Genomic DNA, 20446 nt, shown 5'->3' with positions numbered 1-20446 from the left:
AATGGCAGTTGTAACCCAGGCAGAGATCCTGTCTGTAATTGAACATACAGCAGAAATTAGAGAATATATCTTAAAACCTGATAAATATAGAAGATTTGAAGCTGGAATGTTTCTGCAGCTGTCTTTAGAAGAGGTTGATTCTTCTGATTACTGGCCTGAATCAAGAACATTTAGCTTAGCTTCTTATTATAATGAAGAAAAAGTAATTAGACTGGTAATAAAAAAAGTTGGGCGATATACTACAAGAATTTTTAATGAAGTTAAACAAGGTAGTGAAGTTACAATTAAATATGCTTATGGAGATTTTATTTTACCAGTTTTTGATCAAAAAAATGATATTGTCTGTCTGGCTGGTGGAACTGGAGTAACTCCATTTTTTAGTTTTATAGAGGCTCTGGAAGAACAAAATGAGCTAGATCGATTAAAACTTCTTTATTCAGCTAAAAAATATGAGGATTTTATAAGACTTGACTATTTAAAAGAGAAATTAAATAATGATCAACTATTATTATTTACAACCCAAGAAGAAAATAAAGAAACTATAAATAGAAGAATATCCAAAGAAGATGTAGTAAATTCAGCTTCTAATTATCAAGATGCTCATTACTATATCTGTGGTACAACTGATTTTAATTTAGATTTCAAAGAAAAACTTGAAGCTGAAAACTTAAAAAATATTTATTTAGATCAGTGGGAATAAAAAAATAGGGGGTTAAATTTTTATGAAAGCAGTAATACTTGCAGGAGGGTTTGGAACTAGACTTGGGAACAGAACAAATTTAATTCCAAAACCTATGGTTAAGATTGGCCAGAAACCTGTTCTCTGGCATATCATGAAGACTTATGCTAATTATGGAGTAACTGATTTTATTATCTGTCTTGGTTATAAAGGTGATGTAATTAAGGATTATTTTCTGCATTATGAAGCTAAAAATAATGATTTTACTATAGATTTAAGTAACTCTGATATAACATTCCACAATAATCACAACGAAACTGATTGGAATGTAACTCTGGTTGATACAGGTTTAAATACTCTTAAGGGTGGTAGGATAAAGAGAATTGAAAAGTATTTAGATGACGGTATAAATCTACTTACATATGGTGATGGAGTTGCTGATATCGATATTAATGATTTAGTTCGTTTCCATAAAGAACATAATAAAGTGGTTACAATTTCAGGTGTACATCCACCAGCCAGATTTGGAGAACTTCTGGAAGAAGATAATGTAGTTCAATCTTTTGAAGAAAAACCACAAACTTCTATGGGTTTGATTAATGGTGGTTATATGGTTTTTGAAAGAGAAATGCTTGATCATTTATCTCCTGCAGAAGATTGTGATTTTGAGGTTGGTCCTTTAGAAAAATTATCTAAACAGGGTAGAGTTATGGTTTATAAGCATGATGGTAACTGGGAATGTATGGACCATGAACGTGATGTTAAACATTTAAATAAACTCTGGAATGAAGATAAGGCTTTCTGGAAGGTCTGGGAGTAATGGAAGAATTATTTGATGGGATATATAATAATAAAAATGTATTAGTGACAGGTCATACAGGATTTAAAGGATCCTGGTTATCTATCTGGTTAAATGAGCTGGGAGCCAATGTGATTGGTTATGCCTTAGATCCTTATACTGATCAGGACAATTTTGTTGTTACTAATTTAAGTGAAAAGATCACTGATCTTAGAGGCGAAATAAGAGATTATGATAATCTTTTAAGAACTTTTAAAGAAGAAAAACCAGAGATTGTCTTCCATCTGGCAGCTCAGCCGCTGGTTAGATTATCATATAAAGAACCAAGAGAGACCTATGAAGTAAATGTAATGGGAACTGTAAATGTTCTAGAAGCAGCCAGGCAGAGTGACAGTGTTAAAACTGTAATTATAATCACCAGTGACAAATGTTATGAGAATAATGAATGGATCTGGGGTTATAGAGAAAATGATCCTATGGGCGGATATGACCCTTATAGTTCCAGTAAAGGCTGTGCTGAATTGGTTACTTCTGCTTATACAAGATCATTTTTTGATAATGAAGATTCTGATATAGCTGTGGCTTCAGTTAGAGCCGGTAATGTTATTGGTGGTGGAGACTGGGCAGCAGATAGATTGATAACTGATTGTATTAGTTATCTAAAAAGAGATAAAGCTATTGAGATTAGAAGTCCAAAAGCTATTAGACCCTGGCAGCATGTTTTAGAGCCTTTGCGGGGTTATTTATTATTAGCTTCAAAACTATATCAAAACCCTGAAAAATATACAGGTGCCTGGAATTTTGGTCCTGATGAAGCTTCAATTGTTACAGTTGGAGAACTTGTTGATAAATTGGTTAATAAATGGGGTTCAGGTGAATGGATTGATACTTCTAATAGTAATGAACCACATGAAGCAAAATTATTGAAACTAGATATCAGTAAAGCTAGACAACACTTAAACTGGGAACCAAAACTTAGTTTTGACCAGACAATTGATTTAGTAGTTGACTGGTATCAGAATGATAATGTTGATTATGATTTTGATGTAGAACAGATTAAAGAGTATATGAGAGTTGATAAATAATGGAATTGATTGATACAAAGCTTGATGAAGTATATATAATAAAAAATTTGGTCTTTGAAGATCAGCGAGGAACTTTTTGTAAAACTTTTAATACAGAAATGTTTTCTGAAAATGACTTATGTAATAGTTTTAAAGAAAGTTACTATTCTATATCACAAAAAGATGTGATTAGAGGAATGCATTTTCAGTTACCTCCACACGACCATCATAAATTAGTTTGTGTCCCCTATGGAGAAGTAATGGATGTTATACTTGATTTAAGAAAAAACTCTGATACTTATGGTGAATATATCAATGTTAATTTGTCTGCAGAAAATAGAAACTCAATATATATACCAAAAGGTTTAGCACATGGATTTAAAGCATTAAAGAATAACACAATTACTGTTTATAATGTTTCGACTGTTTATAATGAAAATAGTGATAGTGGAGTTCATTGGAATTCTTTTGGTCTTGATTGGAATGTCAATAACCCCATAATTTCTGAAAAAGATCAAAAATTAATTAAATTTAATAATTTTAATAGTCCTTTTTAAGCTGAGGTGTTTATAAATGAAAAATATTATTGTAACTGGAGCAACTGGATTTGTAGGTTCACACTTGAGTAAAAAACTTGTAGAGCTCGGATATAATGTTCATATTATAAGCAGACCATCTTCAACTTACAAAAATTTAGAATCAGTTAAAAGTAAGATTGATATCTTTGAATATAACCAGAATATAACTGAGTTAATCAATTACTTTAAAGAAGTTGAAGCTGATATAGTTTTTCATTTAGCCTCCTTATTTATCTCAGAACATAAATCAGATGAAATAGATAATCTAATTAATAGTAATATTAAATTTGGTACTCATGTTTTGGAAGCTATGTCTAAAGCAAACACCTATAATTTTATTAATACTGGTACTTCCTGGCAGCATTATAAAAATGAAGATTATAACCCTGTAAATTTATATGCAGCGACTAAGCAGGCTTTTGAGGATGTTATTGAATATTATGTGAATGCATTGAATTTTAATGTTATAACTTTAAAATTATTTGATACATATGCTGAGGATGATAATAGAGGTAAATTAATTAATTTGCTAGGTAAGTTTTCTAAAGAAAAGAAGAAACTTAAAATGTCACCTGGAGAACAAAAGATTGACTTAGTTCATGTTGATGATGTTGTGGATGCTTTTATTTCTGCTTATGATTTAATAAAAGAAAAGAAAATAAGTCATAACAAATATGCGGTTAGTTCAGGTCAGCAGATCAAATTAAAAGACTTAATTGAATTATATGAAAAAGTAACCGGCATTGAAGTTTTGGTAGAATGGGGTGGAAGACCATATCGGGAAAGAGAAGTTATGGAGCTTTGGAGTGATTTTAACAGACTTCCTAATTGGGAACCAAAAACATCACTAAAAGATGGGTTGAAAAGATTATAAATTTTTTTATAGGAGTTTTTTGATGACTAAATTATTAATATTAGGAAAAATAAAAGGGGCATATAGAACTCAAAATTTCTATAAATTTTTATTTAATAATCAAAAAAAATATGAATTTATGAGTTATGATCCAAGCTTTTTTTTTATAAAAGCAAACAACATTTTAATTAAGATAATAGCACGTTTATTTTATTATTTGCTGAATATACTTATTTTATTTTTATTAATTCCATTTGTGAATATAGTGTATATTCCAGCGATGAACCATGAGAATGCACCTTTTATCATAATCGCAAAATTATTTAGAAAAAAAGTTGTTACTGATTTATATATTTCTGTATATGATACAGCAGTTTTTGATAGAAAAAAAATTAAAGTTAATTCACTGAGAGCTAAGAAAGTTAAATTATTTGATAGTATATTGTTAAAGTTTTCAGATGTTCTGATTCATCCAAATGAATATGAATTGAAGTATATATCTGAATTGTTGTCTATTGACTTAAGTGAAGTTAATTATAAGATTATACCTTTAACTAATGATGAAAAATTAAAGAAAAGTAATTTTGAAATTGATAATAAGATGATTTTATGCTGGTGGGGATCATATATACCATTGCATGGTTTAGATAAGATTATTGATATGGCTAATTATTTGAAAGATGATATTTCATTTAAAATTTATTTGTTTGGAAATAATGAAGAAAAGAGTTTGAAATATAAAATTATGGTTAATAAAGCTAATTTAAATGATTATATAGAAATCAGAAATGATTACACTTTTTCAAATGGCAAATTAGAAAGCTTCTTAGTGAAAAATTGTGATTTAGCTTTAGGAATTTTTGGTGATTCTCAAAAAGCTCATAATGTATTAACAAATAAAGTTGTTGATGCTATAAATATGAAAATCCCCGTTTTGACTATGGAAAAACCTTCTTTATATGAATTTTTTAATGTTAAAGATGATATTTATACATGTAAAAATGAACCTAAAATTATGTCTAATAAAATAATTGATATTTATAGGGAATCCACATTGGTAAGAAAAAATAAAACGGATAATGCCTATAAAAAATATGAACAATTTTTTACAGTTGAAAAATATTTTGATTTTATCAAAGAAACTTTAGGTGATTAAATGGGTAAGATTGTAAAGGGAATAATGTCTGTTTTGTTTAGCTCAGTATCTACTCTAGTAATTGGTTTAATTTATCAACCATTATTAGCAAGGTTGGCTGGGCTAGAGTTGTATGGTGAAATTGCTGCTCTATTAGCTTGGTATGGTATTTTAAGAACGGTATTTGGTTTAGGAATGTTCGATGCTATAAGAAAGTATGTATCTGATCAAATAAATGAAGATAACAATAATATACTAATTATTTCTTTATTTATGCCTATTATAGTTGCTAGTTTTTTTTATTTATTAATGGTGGTAATTTTAAACTTATTTGATTTTTTTGGTTTTATTAATGAGTATAAAAATCTTTTTTATATTCTAGGTTTGAGTTTAATATTTGCAAACATGTGGACTGGTGTTAGAGCTATTCTATATAGTTATCACAAAGAAGATTCAGTTGTTAAATTTGATATAGCTATAAAAATAACGAATAATATTCTTATATTGATTTTTGTTATTTTGAATTTTAATATATATTCTCTTGCTTATGCTTTTTTAATAACTGGATTAATTAAAATTATTTTCACTATTGTTTTATGGAAAAAAATTATTAAAGTTGATTTTAACTTTAAAAAAATACTTAACCCTCAAAGTTTACTTTATAGTAAAAAGATACTTAGGTTCGGAATTATGAGTGTGCCAGGTATTTTATCTGCACAAATATTATATAAATCAGATATTTTGTTAATTGATTATTTTTTGGGTAGTAGTTATACAGGTGTATATAAAGTAGCTTTAACTCTTGCAGAAAAATTGTGGATGGTGCCTAAAGCTGTTCAAAGTGTAATCTTTCATAATTCATCAGAGCTGTGGGGTCAAAATAAATTTAAAGAGTTATCAAAAATATTTAATGAGTCTTTAAAATATACAAATTTATTTTTGATTTTATTTGGTGTAGGTTTATTTGTATTAGCCGAGCCATTTATTATTTTAGTTTTTGGTAATGATTATGCTTTAGCGGTATCGTCATTACAAATATTGATAATTGGGACTTTTGCTTTTGGTTTAGCAAGAATCTTTCTTAGCACATATTCTGCTACATCATGGTTACGAGTTTCGCAAATTATTACTATAGTGGTGGCTATAATAAACATTATATTAAACTTCGTTTTTATACCTCTTTATGGCATAATTGGCGCTGCTATAGCGACAAGTTTTACTTATTTTTTAATGTTGGTTTTAGCATTATTTTATTATTTTAATAATGACCTTAAATTTTTAGTCCAATATAATTTTATTAAAATGACTGGTTTAACTTTTTCTTTTTTTGGTGTTCATTATTCTTTAAATTTTTTGTTTGGCGGTCAAAGTTTAATTGCTATTTTGATAATGTCTTTTGCAGGGTTAATATCATTTATTATATTGGGTTATTTATTCGGATTATTTACCAAGCAAGAATATGAATTTTTTAAAAACTTAATTAAGTAGTAATAATACTTCTAGTTAATTACAAATGAAATAATGGATTTAGGTTAAGTAGATGCAAAAATTTTCTAAACTAATAATTGTTTTAAAAAATTAAAACTAATAAATATTTGCTTGTTCATTTTTTATATTCAAGAACGTGAGGTTTCCCCATTAAATTAGACACATACTTTAGATAGTTTATGAAATGTTAATGATTTTAAATTTAAAAATAATATTTTTATTTTAGAAAATAATATTAGTTTAGTGAAGGAGAACAAATGGATATCAAGACTAATAATAAGAGTATTTTTGTTTTGACTGGTGGTTTAAATTATGCTGGAGGGACTAGAGTTTTATTAAATTTATTGAAAAATATTAATTCTAATAAATATAAAATACATTTAGTTTTAATAAATAAGACAAATTTTGATATAAGAAATGAAATTTCTGAAGATATTAATATAATATATTTAAATCAAAAAATAGGAAAATTAAATTTTATTGAAAAAATGAGAACTGTTTTTGGGTTTTTAAAATTATATTTTGCTAAAAAACCTCGAATTATATTAAGCGAAAATATGAACTCACATATCTTAATGTATATTTTATCTATTATTAAATTTTTTATACCTAAAAAATTTGGTAGTTATTGGATAGCTAGAAAAGGGACTTTGGAACTAGGGAAAAGTTTTTTTGAAAAAAAATTATATAAATTAGTTTATAAAATGCCAAATCATATTGTAACTCCTAGTCAAATGGTTAAAGATATTGTTAATAAAAAAATGAATATTACCGAAAATAAAATTACTAAAATTTATAATCCTGTTGATATTAATAATATAAAAAAGAAATCTTTTAAAAAACAAAGAACTGGAATAAAACATTTGGATGACTATATAGATAGTAATGGAGATTTCATTTTGTATGTTGGAAGGTTGATGAAAAGAAAGAATGTAGATTTATTAGTTGAAACCGCTAAAATTGCTTATGAAAATAGAATAGACATAAAATGGGTTATTATTGGAAGTGGTGACGAATATAATTTTTTAAAAAACAAGATTAAAAAATATAATTTGGAATCATATATTTATTTGACTGGATATATAGAAAACCCATATTATTTTATGCAAAAGGCAAGTTTGTTTATTTTGCCCTCCGAAGAAGAAGGCTTTGGTTATGTTTTAATAGAAGCTATGTTATGTAATTGTCCAGTAATAGCTTTAGATACTGATGGAGGTCCTAAAGAGATGATTGAACATAAATATAATGGTATTTTAGTTAAATTTCCATATACAGCTAAAAAGTTATTCGAGTCAACAAAATCACTTTTAAATGACAAAGAATCATATAATTTTATTAAAAAAAATGGCTATACATATGCTCAAAAATTCGATATAGAGAAAATAACCCAAAAGTATGAAAAAGTGTTTGAATTATTTCTTGAAGATTAGATATTTTTTGTTAGGAGGATGTTATGAATATAGCTATCATTGGTATGTCTGGATGTGGTAATTTAGGAGATGATTTAATCGCGTTCTTATTAATTAATAAAGTTTTAGAGAAATGGCCAAAAGCTAAATTGAACATTATTACCGGAAAATATAAAAATGAATTTGGATATCCTGAAAATAGTAAAATAGATTTATTAGAAATTCCTAAAATGAGTGAGGGATTAAAATATTTAAATAAGAGAAAAGAGATAATCAAAACATTAAAAAAGACTGATATTATTATATTAGGTGGAGGGGGGTTATTACAAGATAGTCATTATTTTTTTACTATACATAAATGGTTGAAATATATAATCGAAACTAATAATACTAATATAAGTTTAATAACTGCGAGTATAGGAGTTGGCCCTTTAAACAATTCTTTTTCAAAATGGTATTTGAATCATAACCTAAGTATATTTAATTGTATACAAGTTAGGGATCATGGGTCAAAAGACTTATTAACAAATTTGAATATTAATTCAGATGTTGCATGTGATGTGGTTGAAGGTGCTGATTTGCAAGAGGCGTTTGATTTCAAAAACAATAAATATGATAATATTTTAGGTTGTTCTATTAGACCATGGCCAACACTCAAGTTTATTAAAATGGTTAATTTTATAGATGAAATAATAGAGAAAGAAAAAATTGATAAAATTTATTTTTTTGTTTTTGAACACACTGTCGAAAATATTAAGGAATATAAATTTGCTCAAAAATTATCAAAAGAGTTAAGTAGAGAAGAGTTGGAAATACAAATATATTGTTATAGAGAAAATGAATTAGATTTATTTTTTGATAAATTTCTTCAAGTTTCTAAAGCAATAGCAATGAGATATCATGCAAACATATTATGGCAAAAATATAATATTCCAGTTTTACCAGTAACTTATGCTCCAAAGGTAACAAGATTTTATGAAGATTCTGGGTTTGAACCTCTTACTATTTCAGAATTAAATAATGGGAAATACAAATATGATTTTATAAATATTAATAAAACCCAGAAGTATGAACTACCTATTTTTAATTTAAAAAAAGATAATAATATAAAATTAAAAAATTATTTAATAGTTAAGCTCATTAATCTTGTTGAAATTCCATATAAAATTTTAAATGGATTAAAATTAAGAATTAAAAACTCTGATGTTTAAATTTCAATGTATATTTTTTCTATAATTTTTAGTTACTTCTCATATCTAAAATTTGTCTAAGTACTTAAGTAATGCACAATAAGTTTTGTAACCGGGAAACTGCTAATACCTGGCACATTTTAGTCACAGGAATTGATCTCTGTGGTTCCGGATAAAACCATAGATTACTTCGGTTTTTTAGAAAAGGTGCTTACTGCTTTTTTTAATATATCACGCTCTAATTTAGTTTCTCTTAGTTCATCTTCAAGTTCTTTTTTTGTTCAGGTGTTAATTTCTGATTGCCGTTACCAGGAAAGGCGTGTTTTCCTTTGTTTCTATATTCTCTACGCCAGTGAGTGAGATTACCATAATTAATACCTAGATCTTCAACAATTTCTTTGACAGATTTATCAGAATTGAGACTTAGTTCAACAGCATCTCTTTTGAATTACTCAGTGTAAGTTCTTCTTTCTCCTATTTGGGCACATCCTGAGCTTGTTATATATTTTAACTCAGTGTCCTACAAATTGGGGGGGATCAACTTTACGTAGCTAGAAAAAAGAATTATTTGATTTTCAAGAAAACTTAATTTAAATATATTAAAATAAGATATAAATTTATTTACACAAAATACTTAACGTTACTTGGGATGATTAAAATATGATTTATTTATTTGTTTTTTTATTATTAATAATTATGAGTTTTTTTATAGATTTCAGAAAAATATATTTAAAAATAAGTAATTCTAAAATTTATTTTAATAAAATATTTTTATTTATAGTATTTATAATTTGGTTTTTATTTACCGGGTTTCAAGATAATGTCGCTACTGATTATTCAAATTATATAAAAATTTTTAATTCACAAAATTTATTAAATCAATATTTTCAAAAAGGTGAATTGTTATTTTATTATTTTATTAGTGTGTTAAAATATTTTAAACTTTCACCTAAACATATTTTCATTATTATTTCATTAATACAGATTACTTATATATTAAAAGTTGTTTCTATATTGAAAAAGAAAAAAATAATAAAAAATCATTATATATATTTCTATGTTTTTTTTACATTTTCATTTTTATTTATACGGCAGATGAATACTATTAGATCAGTAACTGCAGGAATACTGCTTTGTTATGGAATTTTATTATTTTGTGTTGATAATAGAAAGATAAGAGGATTATTTTATATAATTATAACTCCATTTATTCATATTTCTAGTATTTTTGTGATATTAGTTTATATATTGTTTTTGAAAATTTCTGAACTGAATTTATCTAGGAAATTTCTATTTATGTATATTATTTTTTCTTATATTGTATTTGTTTCAAATGCTAGTTATAATGCTTTAAATATAATTTTGAATTATATACCTGTGTATAGTAGTTATATAAATTCTAAATATAATATTCCTATTCAAACTGGTTTAGGCTTGAGGGTTTTAGGGGTGTTTTTGATAATGTTATATGCAATAATAGTTTATAAGAAAAAAACACAACATAAAAATAAATTATTTAATTTCGGTATTTTTTTATTTGGCTTCGAATATATATTAAACATGAAAATTTTAAATAGGGTCTCAGATTTTTTTTCATTATTTTATATTTTACCACTAATTTTTGTTTTTGAACAAAAGGCAAAAAATGAAATTGAATTATTTGGGAAAATTTTAATAATTGTTTTTTTGTTTTTATCATTTATTATTTATATTAATTCTGTAAATTCATACTCTAACATTTTATTTTAGGTTTTTTTGGAGGTTATAATATTTTGAAGAATATATCAATTTTCACTGGAGAAATTTCTGAAAGTTCTGGTGGAATACAAAATATGGCTTATAACATTTATAATAAATTAAAAGAAGACTATAACATTAAATGCTTTTCTGAGATAGAAAATAAAAATTTAAAAGACGATTGTATTTTTTATGCTTCTTCAAAAGAAAATTTTATAAGTAGGAAATATACTTTATTAAAAAAGTCTTTAAGATTTAGGAATGATTTAAATATTTCTTTAACTCCTTCAACTGCTGTAATACCTTATTTATTAAAGAAAAAAAATAGAACCCCTTATATTGTTTTCATCCATGGAAATCAAGTTTATAGTGATAAGAAAAATTTGAAGTATTTTGTAAAAAGAATTTTATTGAAAAATGCTTCATTAATCATTTCTAATAGTTCATATACTAAAGAAAAATGCAAACAAAATTATGGGGACAATCTTAATATATCAATTATTAATCCTCCTATTAATTATAAAGAGATCCAATATGATACTGAGATTAATAAAAACAAAAAAATTTTATTTACAGTTTCTAGATTAGAACAAAGAAAGGGAATACATAAAGTTATAGAGTCTTTGCCAAAAATATTAAAAAAATATCCTAATTTAAAATATAAAATTGCCGGTAAGGGTAATTATAAAAATACTTTAGTAAGATTAACTAAAGAACTTAATCTAGAAAATGCTGTTGAATTTTTAGGTTTTATTACTGAAGAAGAAAAAGACTATTATTTAAAAGAAATGGATTTATTTGTAATGCCTAGTTATGAAGTTGAAGATGAAAATAGTGTTGAAGGGTTTGGGATAGTTTATTTAGAGGCGAATATGTATGGAAAATTTGTGATCGGAGGAAATTCCGGAGGGGTTACGGATGCTATAATACCTGGGAAAACAGGGTTTTTAGTTGATGGTAAGAATCCTAATGCTATAGCAGATAGAGTTATTTATTTTTTTGATTCATATAATAACAAATATCAATATGAAAAGAATTGTATTAAATGGGCTAAAGAACATGATATTAGTATATATATTAGAAAATTAAATAATTATATAAATGATATTTTATAATCGCTTTGAATAGCATTATCAGTAATAATTTATAATTATAGAAAAGTAAGTTTTCAACCCGGAGTTGATTTTAAATGATAACAGCATTAATAATGGCTGGAGGAGAAGGAACTAGATTCTGGCCTTTAAGTAGAAAAGATCATCCCAAACAGTTTTTAAAGTTAAATGATGATCAAAAAACAATGTTGCAGGAGACTGTAGAAAGAATCAATGAACTTGTCCCTTTAGAACAGATCTTTATTGCAACTAATAAAGCCTATCAAAAAGCAATCAAAAAACAGTTGGATGGTATACCAGAAGAAAATATAATAGTAGAGCCAATGAAAAGAAATACAGCTGCCTGTATAGGTTTATCTTCAGTAATGATTGAAGATAAATATCCTGGTTCAACAATGATTGTTTTACCAGCTGATCATTTAATAAAAGATCAAAAAAGATTTTTAGATATTTTAAGAAAGTCAATTATGACTGCAGCTACAGGTAATAATTTAGTTACTATTGGTATAGAACCTACTCATCCAGAAACAGGTTATGGCTATATTCATTTTGGGGATAAATTACATACTATAGATGGTGATCAGGTATTTGAGGTTAAGAACTTTACCGAAAAACCTGATTTAAACACTGCAAAAGAGTTTTTAGAAGAAGGGACATATCTGTGGAACAGCGGGATGTTTATCTGGCGGTTAAGCAGTATTCTATCTAATATAGAGATTCATTTACCTGAGATGTATGAGTCTTTACAGAGAATAAAAGGTGCTTTAGGAACGAATTTAGCTGAAAAAGTAATTAGAGATGAGTTCGAAAACATGCAGAGCGTTTCCATTGACTATGGAATTATGGAAAAAGCAGATGGTATTTTTGTTATTCCTGGTTCTTTTGGTTGGGATGATCTCGGCAGTTGGCCGGCTTTAGAGAGAGTAAAAAAAGTAGATGCTGATGGTAATGTAGTCATTGGTAAACATTACGGTATAGATACCACTAACTCTATTATTCATAGTCCTAATAAAGTAGTAACTACTATTGGACTTGATGATGTAGTGATAGTTGATACAGAAGATGCTATTTTAATCTGTGATAAAAAGCGAGCTCAGGAAGTTAAAGAGATCAGAAATATTTTGACAGACGAAGGGCTGGAAGATTGTTTATAAGCAAATTAGTTTAATGAATAATATATAGAATTAAAGGGATTAAGTTTGGAGTGTTAGAATGAAATCTAAAAAAAATAAAATATTAATTTTTGTTAATTATTATCTTCCAGGACATAAAGCTGGGGGACCAATCAGAAGTATTTCTAACTTAGTATATTATTTAAAAGATGAATTTGATTTTTATATAATAACACAAGATAGAGATTTTGAGGATGAAACTCCTTATGAAAATATATGTATAAATGATTGGAATGAAGTTAAGGGAGCTCAAGTATTCTATTTATCTCCTGATAAAAGATTTAAAAACATAAAAAAAGCTATTGATTCTATTAATTATGATGTGATGTATTTTAATAGCTTCTTTTCTTTTTGTTTTACTATATATCCATTGTTTCTTAGAAAAATGAATTTGATTCAGGCGACACCAATAATAATTGCTCCAAGGGGTGAATTTTCTGAAGGTGCTATTAATATAAGGAAAACAAAGAAAAAATATTTTATTAAAGCTGCTAAATTATCTAGTATATACAAAAATGCGCTATGGCATAGTTCGAGTAGTTATGAAAGTAATGACATTAAAAGAGAATTCAAAAATGATATTGAGATACATGAAGCAATTAATTTGCCATCCATACCTCAATTAGCTAAACCTAAAAAATCAAATAAAAAATCTGGAGAAATTAGTATGGTTTATTTGTCTAGGGTTTCACCTAAAAAAAATTTGGATGGAGCACTAAAATTATTAAATCAATTAGAAGCTAGGATAAATTTTGATATTTATGGACCAGTTGATGATAAGGATTATTGGAAAAAATGTCAGAATATCATTACTGAGTTACCTAAAAACATTAATGCCAGGTATTTGGGGAGTATAAAACATAATAAAGTTCAACAGACATTAGCTAAATATGATTTATTTTTTTTTCCAACTCATGGAGAAAATTATGGTCATGTCATTATTGAAGCTCTAATGTCTGGTTGTCCTGTATTGATAAGTGATCAAACCCCCTGGGATCAATTAGAATCAAATAATGCTGGTTGGGCATTAGATTTAGATAATAAAATGGAATTTCAAAATGTTATTAAAAAATGTATTAATTTGAGTAATTCTGAGATCAATAATTTAAAAAAATCTGCTTATGATTATAGTAAAAAAATAATCTTTAATAAAAAAATGATTGAAACTAATAAACAATTATTTTATAAAGCCTTAAGTGATAAATAATTTATGAATCAGGTGTTGGTAATATGAATAAACTTGGTATTAAGAGTGTAGGAGATATTTTCCTTAAAACTTCAAACAATAAGAATCCTTTTATAAATATTAAAGGAAAATTGGTGGATGATTTTCTATTATTTAATTTGGAAACTGTAGTGATAGAAGATGAGAGTAATTATAATGTTTCTCATAAATCAGTAAATTTATCAACTGATAAAAACAATTTAAGATATCTCAACTTATCAGAGATAAATATTGCTTGTGTTGCAAATAATCATATATATGATTTTGGTGATAATGGCTATCAGGAAACTATAAAAAATTTGAATAAAAGCAATATAAAAGTTGAAGGAACTCAAATTAGTGAAATTGAGTTTAGTTTTTATAAAAAGAATAATATTACTTTTGCTCTAGCTAATGTTTATCTACAAAATACAAAATTAACAAATTCTATAGATATTGATTTAGATAATTTTAAAAATGAAATTAATAAAATAAGAGGTGAAGTTGATTTTGTAATATTATCTTTACATTGGGGGCATGAAAATATTGCTTATCCTTCTCCGGAGCAGAAAAAAATAGCACATGAACTAATTGAAATGGGAGTAGATATTATAATAGGTCATCATTCCCATTATTTACAGGGGATTGAGGAGTATAAAGATGGAATAATTTTTTATTCACTCGGAAATTTTAACTTCCATCATTATGATATTAAAAATTCAATTTATAATGATTTATCATGTATTGTTGAACTTGAATTAAGGAAATCAAATAATGATAAAGAGATTGAATATGAAATAATTCCAATAAAAATTAATGATAATTACCAACCTGAAGTTATTAATGACAAAAAAATGAAAAGCGAATTTTTTAACTATCTTGATTGTTTATCTAATAAAATAATCGATGATTCTTTTACATGGAGATTTTGGTATAGTACTTTATTTGAAAATTACATGAGAGGAAATTTAAATAGCTGGAAAATTAGGATAAAAAAATATGGTATTAAGGAATTTTTAAAAAGTTGTATCTGGCTACTAAGACCATTTAATCTTTTATTATATTATCATTTTTTGATTTCGTTAATAGAAAAGGAAAAGGAGAATGTCTGTGATTTTCAAAAAGATTAAAACAAAGATTATCGTGAGATTAAAAAAAATTACAGAAAATCTACCAGAACCAGTAAGCAAGTTATTAGTTTATATCCCTTTTTCCTGGCGTTTAGGTAAAACATATACTAAAAGTCAAAAAAAAATAAATAAATTCAATTTATTAAATACTAAAAGTCAAAAGGAAATCATTTATAAAAAGACAAAGAAAATAGTAACTTATGCTTATAAAAATAATAAATTTTATAATAAATTTTATAACAAAAATAATTTTGAAATTGATAAATTAAAATCATTTGAAGATATTAAATATATTCCTATAGTTACCAAATCCGATTTACAAAAATATGCACTTGAAGTAAGATCAAATGAGCAGCCTGGAAGGATAAAAATAAACTCCGGTGGAACGTCAGGTAAACCACTGGTTTTTTATGTAGATAATAATTCATTTGCTCGGGAATGGGCTCATATGCATACGATCTGGAAGAAGTTGGGTTATAAAAAGACGGACTTAAAGTTAACTTTTAGAGGTAAAAATTTAGGTAGTAAGTCAATTAAATATAATGCTGTACATAATGAATATATAGTCAATACATATAAATCATTAGAAGAAATAAAAAGTGATTTATTAAATATACTATCGAAAAAAAATATAAAGTATATTCATGGTTATCCAAGTGAAATATATAACTTTGCGAACTTTTGTTTAAAAAATAAAAGTTTAGTTGATAAGTTAAAAGAAAGTTTACAAGGTATATTTTTTGGTTCTGAATATCCACCACCTATATATAGAGATTTAATTGAGGATGTATTTGAAGCGCCTACAATTTCCTGGTATGGACATAGTGAAATGGCAATCTTGGCATATGAAAAAAGCGATAAATATATATATGAGCCTATGCAGACTTATGGATATTGTGAATCTGTTAAAGATGAAAATGGTAAGTTTCATTTAGTTGGAACATCATATTATAATACTGCATCACCATTTATTAGATATGATACAGAAGATATTATAGAACCTGTGTTGGAAGATAATGGAATTTTAAAGAAATTTGAAATAGAAACAGGAAGAATTGGAAACTTTATTTCTGATAAATATGAGAATAAAATTAGTCTTACTGCTTTGATTTTTGGCCGTCATCACAAGATATTTGAGTATGTTAAATTTGTTCAGATATATCAGGACAAACCTGGTAAGGCAACTATAATTATTAGTTTAGATAAAGAACAAAGAATTAATAAAAGTAAAATAAAAGAAGATATGGACTTAACAAATGTGGATATAGATTTTGAGATTATATTAAGAAACGATCCTATAAAAACTGAGTCAGGAAAAGTTCCTTTAAGAATATATAATATATAAATCAAGTGGGGGTTAAATTATGCTACAAGTCATGCAAAATTATAAGGGCGGAGATTTAAGAGTAGAAGAGGTTCCATCACCAGTATTACAACCAGGTGGAGTCTTAGTAAAAAATCATAATTCTTTAATTAGTGCAGGAACAGAGAAATCAATAATAAACTTAGCTCAGAGTTCTATAGTCAGTAAAGCTAAACAGAGACCGGATTTAGTAAAACAGGTTTTAGAGAAAGTAAAACAGGAAGGTTTAATAAATACCTTTAAGAAAGTAATGGGTAAACTTGATAGTCCAATGTCTGTTGGCTACAGCTGTGCTGGAGAAGTTGTTGCAGTTGCTTCTGATGTTAAAGACTTAAAAGTAGGCGATAGAGTTGCCTGTGCTGGAGCTGGTTATGCCAATCATGCTGAAATGATTTATGCCCCGAGAAACTTAACAGCAAAAATTCCAGAAGGTGTTTCTTATGAAGAAGCTTCTTTTTCCACAGTAGCTTCTATTGCTCTACAGGGAATTCGACAGGCAGAACCGAAACTGGGTGAAAATGTTGCTGTTATTGGATTAGGATTAATCGGTTTATTAACTGCTGAGATGCTTAAAGCTAATGGCTGTAATGTTATTGGGATAGATGTTAGTGAATTTGCAGTGAGTAATGCTAAAAAACTAGGGCATCAAAATTCATTTTTAAGAGGTAAAGAAAATTTAAAATCAAAAGTTAATAATTTAACAAATGGACAGGGTGTTGATTCTATATTAATTACAGCTTCGGCTGACAGTAATGATCCTGTTGAATTTGCTGGTGAAATTGCAAGAGATAGAGCAAAAGTAGTTGCAGTAGGTATGGTAGGATTAGATATACCCCGTAATTTATATTATGAAAAGGAATTAGATTTGAGATTATCAAGATCTTATGGTCCAGGTCGTTATGATACTGATTATGAAGAAAAAGGTTATGATTATCCAATTGGTTATGTTCGTTGGACAGAACAGAGAAATATGCAGGCTTTTTTAAATTTACTTGCTGATCAAAAGATAGATTTAGATAAAATTATCACCCATAAATTTAAAATAGAAAAAGCTAAAGAAGCTTATGATATGATTCTTGAAAACAAAGAATCATATTTAGGTGTGCTGCTGGAATATGATACTGAAAAATCATTACCTGCTAAAATTCAGGTTAAAGAAAATACTTCCAGAGGAGATAAAATTAATTTAGCAATGGTTGGGGCAGGTAACTTTGCTAAAGGAGTATTGATACCGAATTTAGCAAAAATAAACAATATTAATTTCAATACCTTAGTTACTGCTACTGGTGCAAGTGCTAAAAACACAGCAAAGAAATTTGATTTTAATTACTGCACAACTGATGAAAATGAAGTTTATAAAGATAATGAAGTTAACACAGTTTTTATAACAACAAGACATAATCTTCATGCTGATTCAGTAATTAAGGGACTTGAAAATAATAAAAATGTATATGTAGAAAAACCGCTTGGATTATATGAAGCTGATTTAGAAAATATTATTAAAGCCTGGGATAAATCGGAAGGTAAATTAATGGTAGGGTTCAATAGAAGATTTTCTCCTTTCACAAAAGAACTGAAAGAGTTTTATCAAAACCGAAACACACCTTTAGTAATGAATTATACAGTCAATGCTGGTTATATTCCTGGAGATCACTGGACACAAGATCCAGAAATAGGTGGAGGAAGAATTAAAGGAGAAGTATGTCACTTTCTTGATTTGTTATCTTACATAGCAGATAGTGAACCTGTAAGTGTTTATGCCCAGCCAATTTCTGCTAATACTGAACATATTTTTAATGATGATAATTTACTGGTTAGTATTTATTTTGCAGACGGTTCTGTTGGAAATATTACATATACTGCTTTAGGAGATTCTTCTTATCCTAAGGAAAGAATTGAAGCTTTTGCAGATTCTGCTGCAGCTATTCTTGATAACTTTAATAGTTTAACAACTCATAGCAATAATAAATCTGATACAAGTAAAAAGTTCAGCCAGCAAAAAGGTTTTAAAGAAGAACTGGAAGCTTTTGCTGATTCTATTGAAAAGGGAAAAGAATCTCCCATTAACTTTAAATCGTTAATAGCTTCATCTCTAGCAACTTTAAAAATAATTGAGTCTATGGAACAAGGGAAACCTGTAGAAGTAAATGTTGATCAATTTATAAATAATGCTTTAGATTACTAGAATCGATAAGGCGGAGTGGATAAAATGAATAAAGAAAAAATATGCTGTGTTGGACTTGGATATATAGGACTACCAACTGCAACCATGTTTGCGGTAAATGGTCACGAGGTAGTTGGAGTAGATGTACAGGACCATGTGATAGATACAATCAATGATGGAGATATTCATATAGAAGAACCGGGATTAAAAGAAATGGTTAGGGGTGCAGTAATGGAAGGTAACTTAAGTGCTTCTTTAGAACCAGTAGAAGCAGATGTATTTATTATTGCAGTACCTACACCGTTAACTGAAAATAAAACTGCAAATCTAGAATATGTAAAAGATGCAACCGAAAGTATTCTACCTTACCTTAAAAAAGATAATCTGGTTATAATCGAATCTACCATAGCTCCTAGAACTACAGAAGATGTGGTTTTACCTATTTTAGAAAAATCTAATCTAGAATTAGGAGAAGAGCTTTTTGTAGCTCACTGTCCGGAAAGAGTATTACCCGGTCAGATTATTCAGGAGCTGGTAAATAACAACCGGATCATTGGCGGAATTAATGAAAAATCAGCTTTAAAAGCAAGAAGAATTTATAAAAGTTTTGTTCAGGCTAATATGTATATAACAGATGCAACAACAGCTGAGATGGTAAAACTGATGGAAAACACATATCGTGATGTTAATATAGCTCTGGCAAATGAACTAGCTAAAATTTCAGAAGAAAATAAAATTGATATCTGGGAAGCAATAGCTCTGGCAAATAAACACCCAAGAGTGAATGTTCATCTACCAGGACCTGGTGTTGGTGGTCACTGCCTGGCAGTTGATCCCTGGTTTATAGTAGAAAGCTCACCAGATAAAGCTAAAATGATTGAACTTTCTCGAAATATAAATGATAGTATGCCTGAATTTGTAGTTAGAAATGTCAAAGAAATATTATTTGGCATTGGTGATCCCAAGATATCTATCTTTGGTATAACCTATAAGGGTAATGTAGATGACTTAAGAGAAAGTCCGGTACTTGAAATAATAGAAATACTTGAATCAGAAAACATTGACCTGGGTATTTATGATCCTCATATTTCAGAACCTCAAAAAAGCGAATATGGTCTAAGTGAATTAGAAGAATCAGTTTCTGGATCAGATATCATTATCATCGGAGCTGATCATAATGAATTTGAAGACATAGATCCAGCCAAGATTGCTCCTAAAATGAGAAACACTAAAGTTTATGATACTAAAAATATCTTAGATAAAGAAAAATGGGAAAAAGCGGGTTTTAAAGTTATTAAAATAGGAGATTATTCTGATTATGCCTGGCATAAAGAATATGGGGTAGCTGAACTCGATAAATAAATATTCG

The 20446-nt window shown here is 27.4% G+C and carries 17 protein-coding genes and 1 pseudogene; 17 read left to right on the top strand and 1 reads right to left on the bottom strand.

Annotation, left to right across the window (positions count from 1 at the left end):
• Nucleotide 1: 1 nt before the first annotated feature.
• The 9 genes from HSACCH_RS13630 (at nucleotide 2) to HSACCH_RS12410 (ending at nucleotide 9216) form a co-directional block, all read left to right on the top strand.
• Nucleotides 2–700: a ferredoxin--NADP reductase gene (locus HSACCH_RS13630; protein WP_005490268.1), complete on the top strand. Its 699-nt coding sequence runs from the start codon at nucleotides 2–4 to the stop codon at nucleotides 698–700.
• A 22-nt stretch (nucleotides 701–722) separates the two neighbouring features.
• Nucleotides 723–1499: a glucose-1-phosphate cytidylyltransferase gene (rfbF, locus tag HSACCH_RS12445; protein ID WP_005490267.1), complete on the top strand. Its 777-nt coding sequence runs from the start codon at nucleotides 723–725 to the stop codon at nucleotides 1497–1499.
• Nucleotides 1499–2563, top strand: a complete 1065-nt coding sequence (rfbG, locus tag HSACCH_RS12440; RefSeq protein WP_005490266.1) for a CDP-glucose 4,6-dehydratase — start codon at nucleotides 1499–1501, stop codon at nucleotides 2561–2563. Before rfbF ends, rfbG begins: the two co-directional genes overlap by 1 nt.
• Nucleotides 2563–3099, top strand: a complete 537-nt coding sequence (rfbC, locus tag HSACCH_RS12435; RefSeq protein ID WP_005490265.1) for a dTDP-4-dehydrorhamnose 3,5-epimerase — start codon at nucleotides 2563–2565, stop codon at nucleotides 3097–3099. The genes rfbG and rfbC overlap by 1 nt, the downstream gene beginning before the upstream one ends.
• 16 nt (nucleotides 3100–3115) lie before the next feature.
• A complete protein-coding gene (locus HSACCH_RS12430; RefSeq protein WP_005490264.1) occupies nucleotides 3116–3994 on the top strand; it encodes an NAD-dependent epimerase/dehydratase family protein in 879 nt (292 codons plus the stop codon).
• A 235-nt stretch (nucleotides 3995–4229) separates the two neighbouring features.
• The gene (locus HSACCH_RS12425) at nucleotides 4230–5129 is read left to right on the top strand and encodes a glycosyltransferase family protein (RefSeq protein ID WP_160162758.1); all 900 of its coding nucleotides are present in this window, start codon (nucleotides 4230–4232) and stop codon (nucleotides 5127–5129) included.
• Nucleotides 5130–6596, top strand: coding sequence for a flippase (locus HSACCH_RS12420; RefSeq protein ID WP_005490262.1), 1467 nt, complete (start codon nucleotides 5130–5132; stop codon nucleotides 6594–6596).
• Between the two features lie 257 nt (nucleotides 6597–6853).
• Nucleotides 6854–8026 carry a glycosyltransferase gene (locus HSACCH_RS12415; RefSeq protein ID WP_005490261.1) on the top strand — a complete coding sequence of 391 codons (1173 nt, stop codon included), beginning with the start codon at nucleotides 6854–6856 and terminating at the stop codon, nucleotides 8024–8026.
• Nucleotides 8027–8049: 23 nt separating this feature from the next.
• Nucleotides 8050–9216 (top strand): polysaccharide pyruvyl transferase family protein, encoded by a 1167-nt coding sequence (locus HSACCH_RS12410; RefSeq protein WP_005490260.1) that lies wholly within the window; start codon nucleotides 8050–8052, stop codon nucleotides 9214–9216.
• Between the two features lie 91 nt (nucleotides 9217–9307).
• Here HSACCH_RS12410 and HSACCH_RS14150 read toward each other — a convergent pair.
• A pseudogene (locus HSACCH_RS14150) lies at nucleotides 9308–9673 on the bottom strand (transposase); the annotation flags it as partial.
• A 182-nt stretch (nucleotides 9674–9855) separates the two neighbouring features.
• Between HSACCH_RS14150 and HSACCH_RS12405 the strand changes: the two are divergent.
• From HSACCH_RS12405 to HSACCH_RS12370, 8 genes are all read left to right on the top strand, one after another.
• Nucleotides 9856–10944 (top strand): EpsG family protein, encoded by a 1089-nt coding sequence (locus HSACCH_RS12405; RefSeq protein WP_005490259.1) that lies wholly within the window; start codon nucleotides 9856–9858, stop codon nucleotides 10942–10944.
• A gap of 23 nt (nucleotides 10945–10967) precedes the next feature.
• Nucleotides 10968–12047 carry a glycosyltransferase family 4 protein gene (locus HSACCH_RS13625; RefSeq protein ID WP_005490258.1) on the top strand — a complete coding sequence of 360 codons (1080 nt, stop codon included), beginning with the start codon at nucleotides 10968–10970 and terminating at the stop codon, nucleotides 12045–12047.
• Between the two features lie 74 nt (nucleotides 12048–12121).
• A complete protein-coding gene (locus tag HSACCH_RS12395) occupies nucleotides 12122–13198 on the top strand; it encodes a mannose-1-phosphate guanylyltransferase (RefSeq protein ID WP_005490257.1) in 1077 nt (358 codons plus the stop codon).
• Nucleotides 13199–13256: 58 nt separating this feature from the next.
• Nucleotides 13257–14423, top strand: a complete 1167-nt coding sequence (locus HSACCH_RS12390) for a glycosyltransferase family 4 protein (protein ID WP_005490256.1) — start codon at nucleotides 13257–13259, stop codon at nucleotides 14421–14423.
• A 23-nt stretch (nucleotides 14424–14446) separates the two neighbouring features.
• On the top strand, nucleotides 14447–15550 hold the full coding sequence (locus tag HSACCH_RS12385) for a CapA family protein (protein ID WP_005490255.1): 1104 nt from the start codon (nucleotides 14447–14449) through the stop codon (nucleotides 15548–15550).
• Nucleotides 15531–16895, top strand: a complete 1365-nt coding sequence (locus HSACCH_RS12380) for a phenylacetate--CoA ligase family protein (protein WP_005490254.1) — start codon at nucleotides 15531–15533, stop codon at nucleotides 16893–16895. The genes HSACCH_RS12385 and HSACCH_RS12380 overlap by 20 nt, the downstream gene beginning before the upstream one ends.
• 19 nt (nucleotides 16896–16914) lie before the next feature.
• Nucleotides 16915–19098: a bi-domain-containing oxidoreductase gene (locus HSACCH_RS12375; protein WP_005490252.1), complete on the top strand. Its 2184-nt coding sequence runs from the start codon at nucleotides 16915–16917 to the stop codon at nucleotides 19096–19098.
• A gap of 24 nt (nucleotides 19099–19122) precedes the next feature.
• Nucleotides 19123–20439 carry a nucleotide sugar dehydrogenase gene (locus HSACCH_RS12370; protein WP_005490251.1) on the top strand — a complete coding sequence of 439 codons (1317 nt, stop codon included), beginning with the start codon at nucleotides 19123–19125 and terminating at the stop codon, nucleotides 20437–20439.
• Nucleotides 20440–20446: the final 7 nt, after the last annotated feature.

The sequence above is a fragment of the Halanaerobium saccharolyticum subsp. saccharolyticum DSM 6643 genome (assembly GCF_000350165.1).
Taxonomy (GTDB): Bacteria; Bacillota; Halanaerobiia; order Halanaerobiales; family Halanaerobiaceae; genus Halanaerobium; species Halanaerobium saccharolyticum.
This window is presented reverse-complemented; position numbering and strand designations above follow the sequence as displayed.

Excerpts from the sequence above, each read along its gene's own strand:
- rfbC (WP_005490265.1), top strand. The coding sequence starts at position 2,563 with ATGGAATTGATTGATACAAAGCTTGATGAAGTATATATAATAAAAAAT.
- HSACCH_RS12375 (WP_005490252.1), top strand. The coding sequence starts at position 16,915 with ATGCTACAAGTCATGCAAAATTATAAGGGCGGAGATTTAAGAGTAGAA.
- HSACCH_RS13630 (WP_005490268.1), top strand. The coding sequence starts at position 2 with ATGGCAGTTGTAACCCAGGCAGAGATCCTGTCTGTAATTGAACATACA.
- HSACCH_RS12415 (WP_005490261.1), top strand. The coding sequence starts at position 6,854 with ATGGATATCAAGACTAATAATAAGAGTATTTTTGTTTTGACTGGTGGT.
- HSACCH_RS12410 (WP_005490260.1), top strand. The coding sequence starts at position 8,050 with ATGAATATAGCTATCATTGGTATGTCTGGATGTGGTAATTTAGGAGAT.
- HSACCH_RS12420 (WP_005490262.1), top strand. The coding sequence starts at position 5,130 with ATGGGTAAGATTGTAAAGGGAATAATGTCTGTTTTGTTTAGCTCAGTA.
- rfbF (WP_005490267.1), top strand. The coding sequence starts at position 723 with ATGAAAGCAGTAATACTTGCAGGAGGGTTTGGAACTAGACTTGGGAAC.
- HSACCH_RS12370 (WP_005490251.1), top strand. The coding sequence starts at position 19,123 with ATGAATAAAGAAAAAATATGCTGTGTTGGACTTGGATATATAGGACTA.
- HSACCH_RS12395 (WP_005490257.1), top strand. The coding sequence starts at position 12,122 with ATGATAACAGCATTAATAATGGCTGGAGGAGAAGGAACTAGATTCTGG.
- HSACCH_RS12390 (WP_005490256.1), top strand. The coding sequence starts at position 13,257 with ATGAAATCTAAAAAAAATAAAATATTAATTTTTGTTAATTATTATCTT.
- HSACCH_RS12430 (WP_005490264.1), top strand. The coding sequence starts at position 3,116 with ATGAAAAATATTATTGTAACTGGAGCAACTGGATTTGTAGGTTCACAC.
- HSACCH_RS12405 (WP_005490259.1), top strand. The coding sequence starts at position 9,856 with ATGATTTATTTATTTGTTTTTTTATTATTAATAATTATGAGTTTTTTT.
- HSACCH_RS12385 (WP_005490255.1), top strand. The coding sequence starts at position 14,447 with ATGAATAAACTTGGTATTAAGAGTGTAGGAGATATTTTCCTTAAAACT.
- rfbG (WP_005490266.1), top strand. The coding sequence starts at position 1,499 with ATGGAAGAATTATTTGATGGGATATATAATAATAAAAATGTATTAGTG.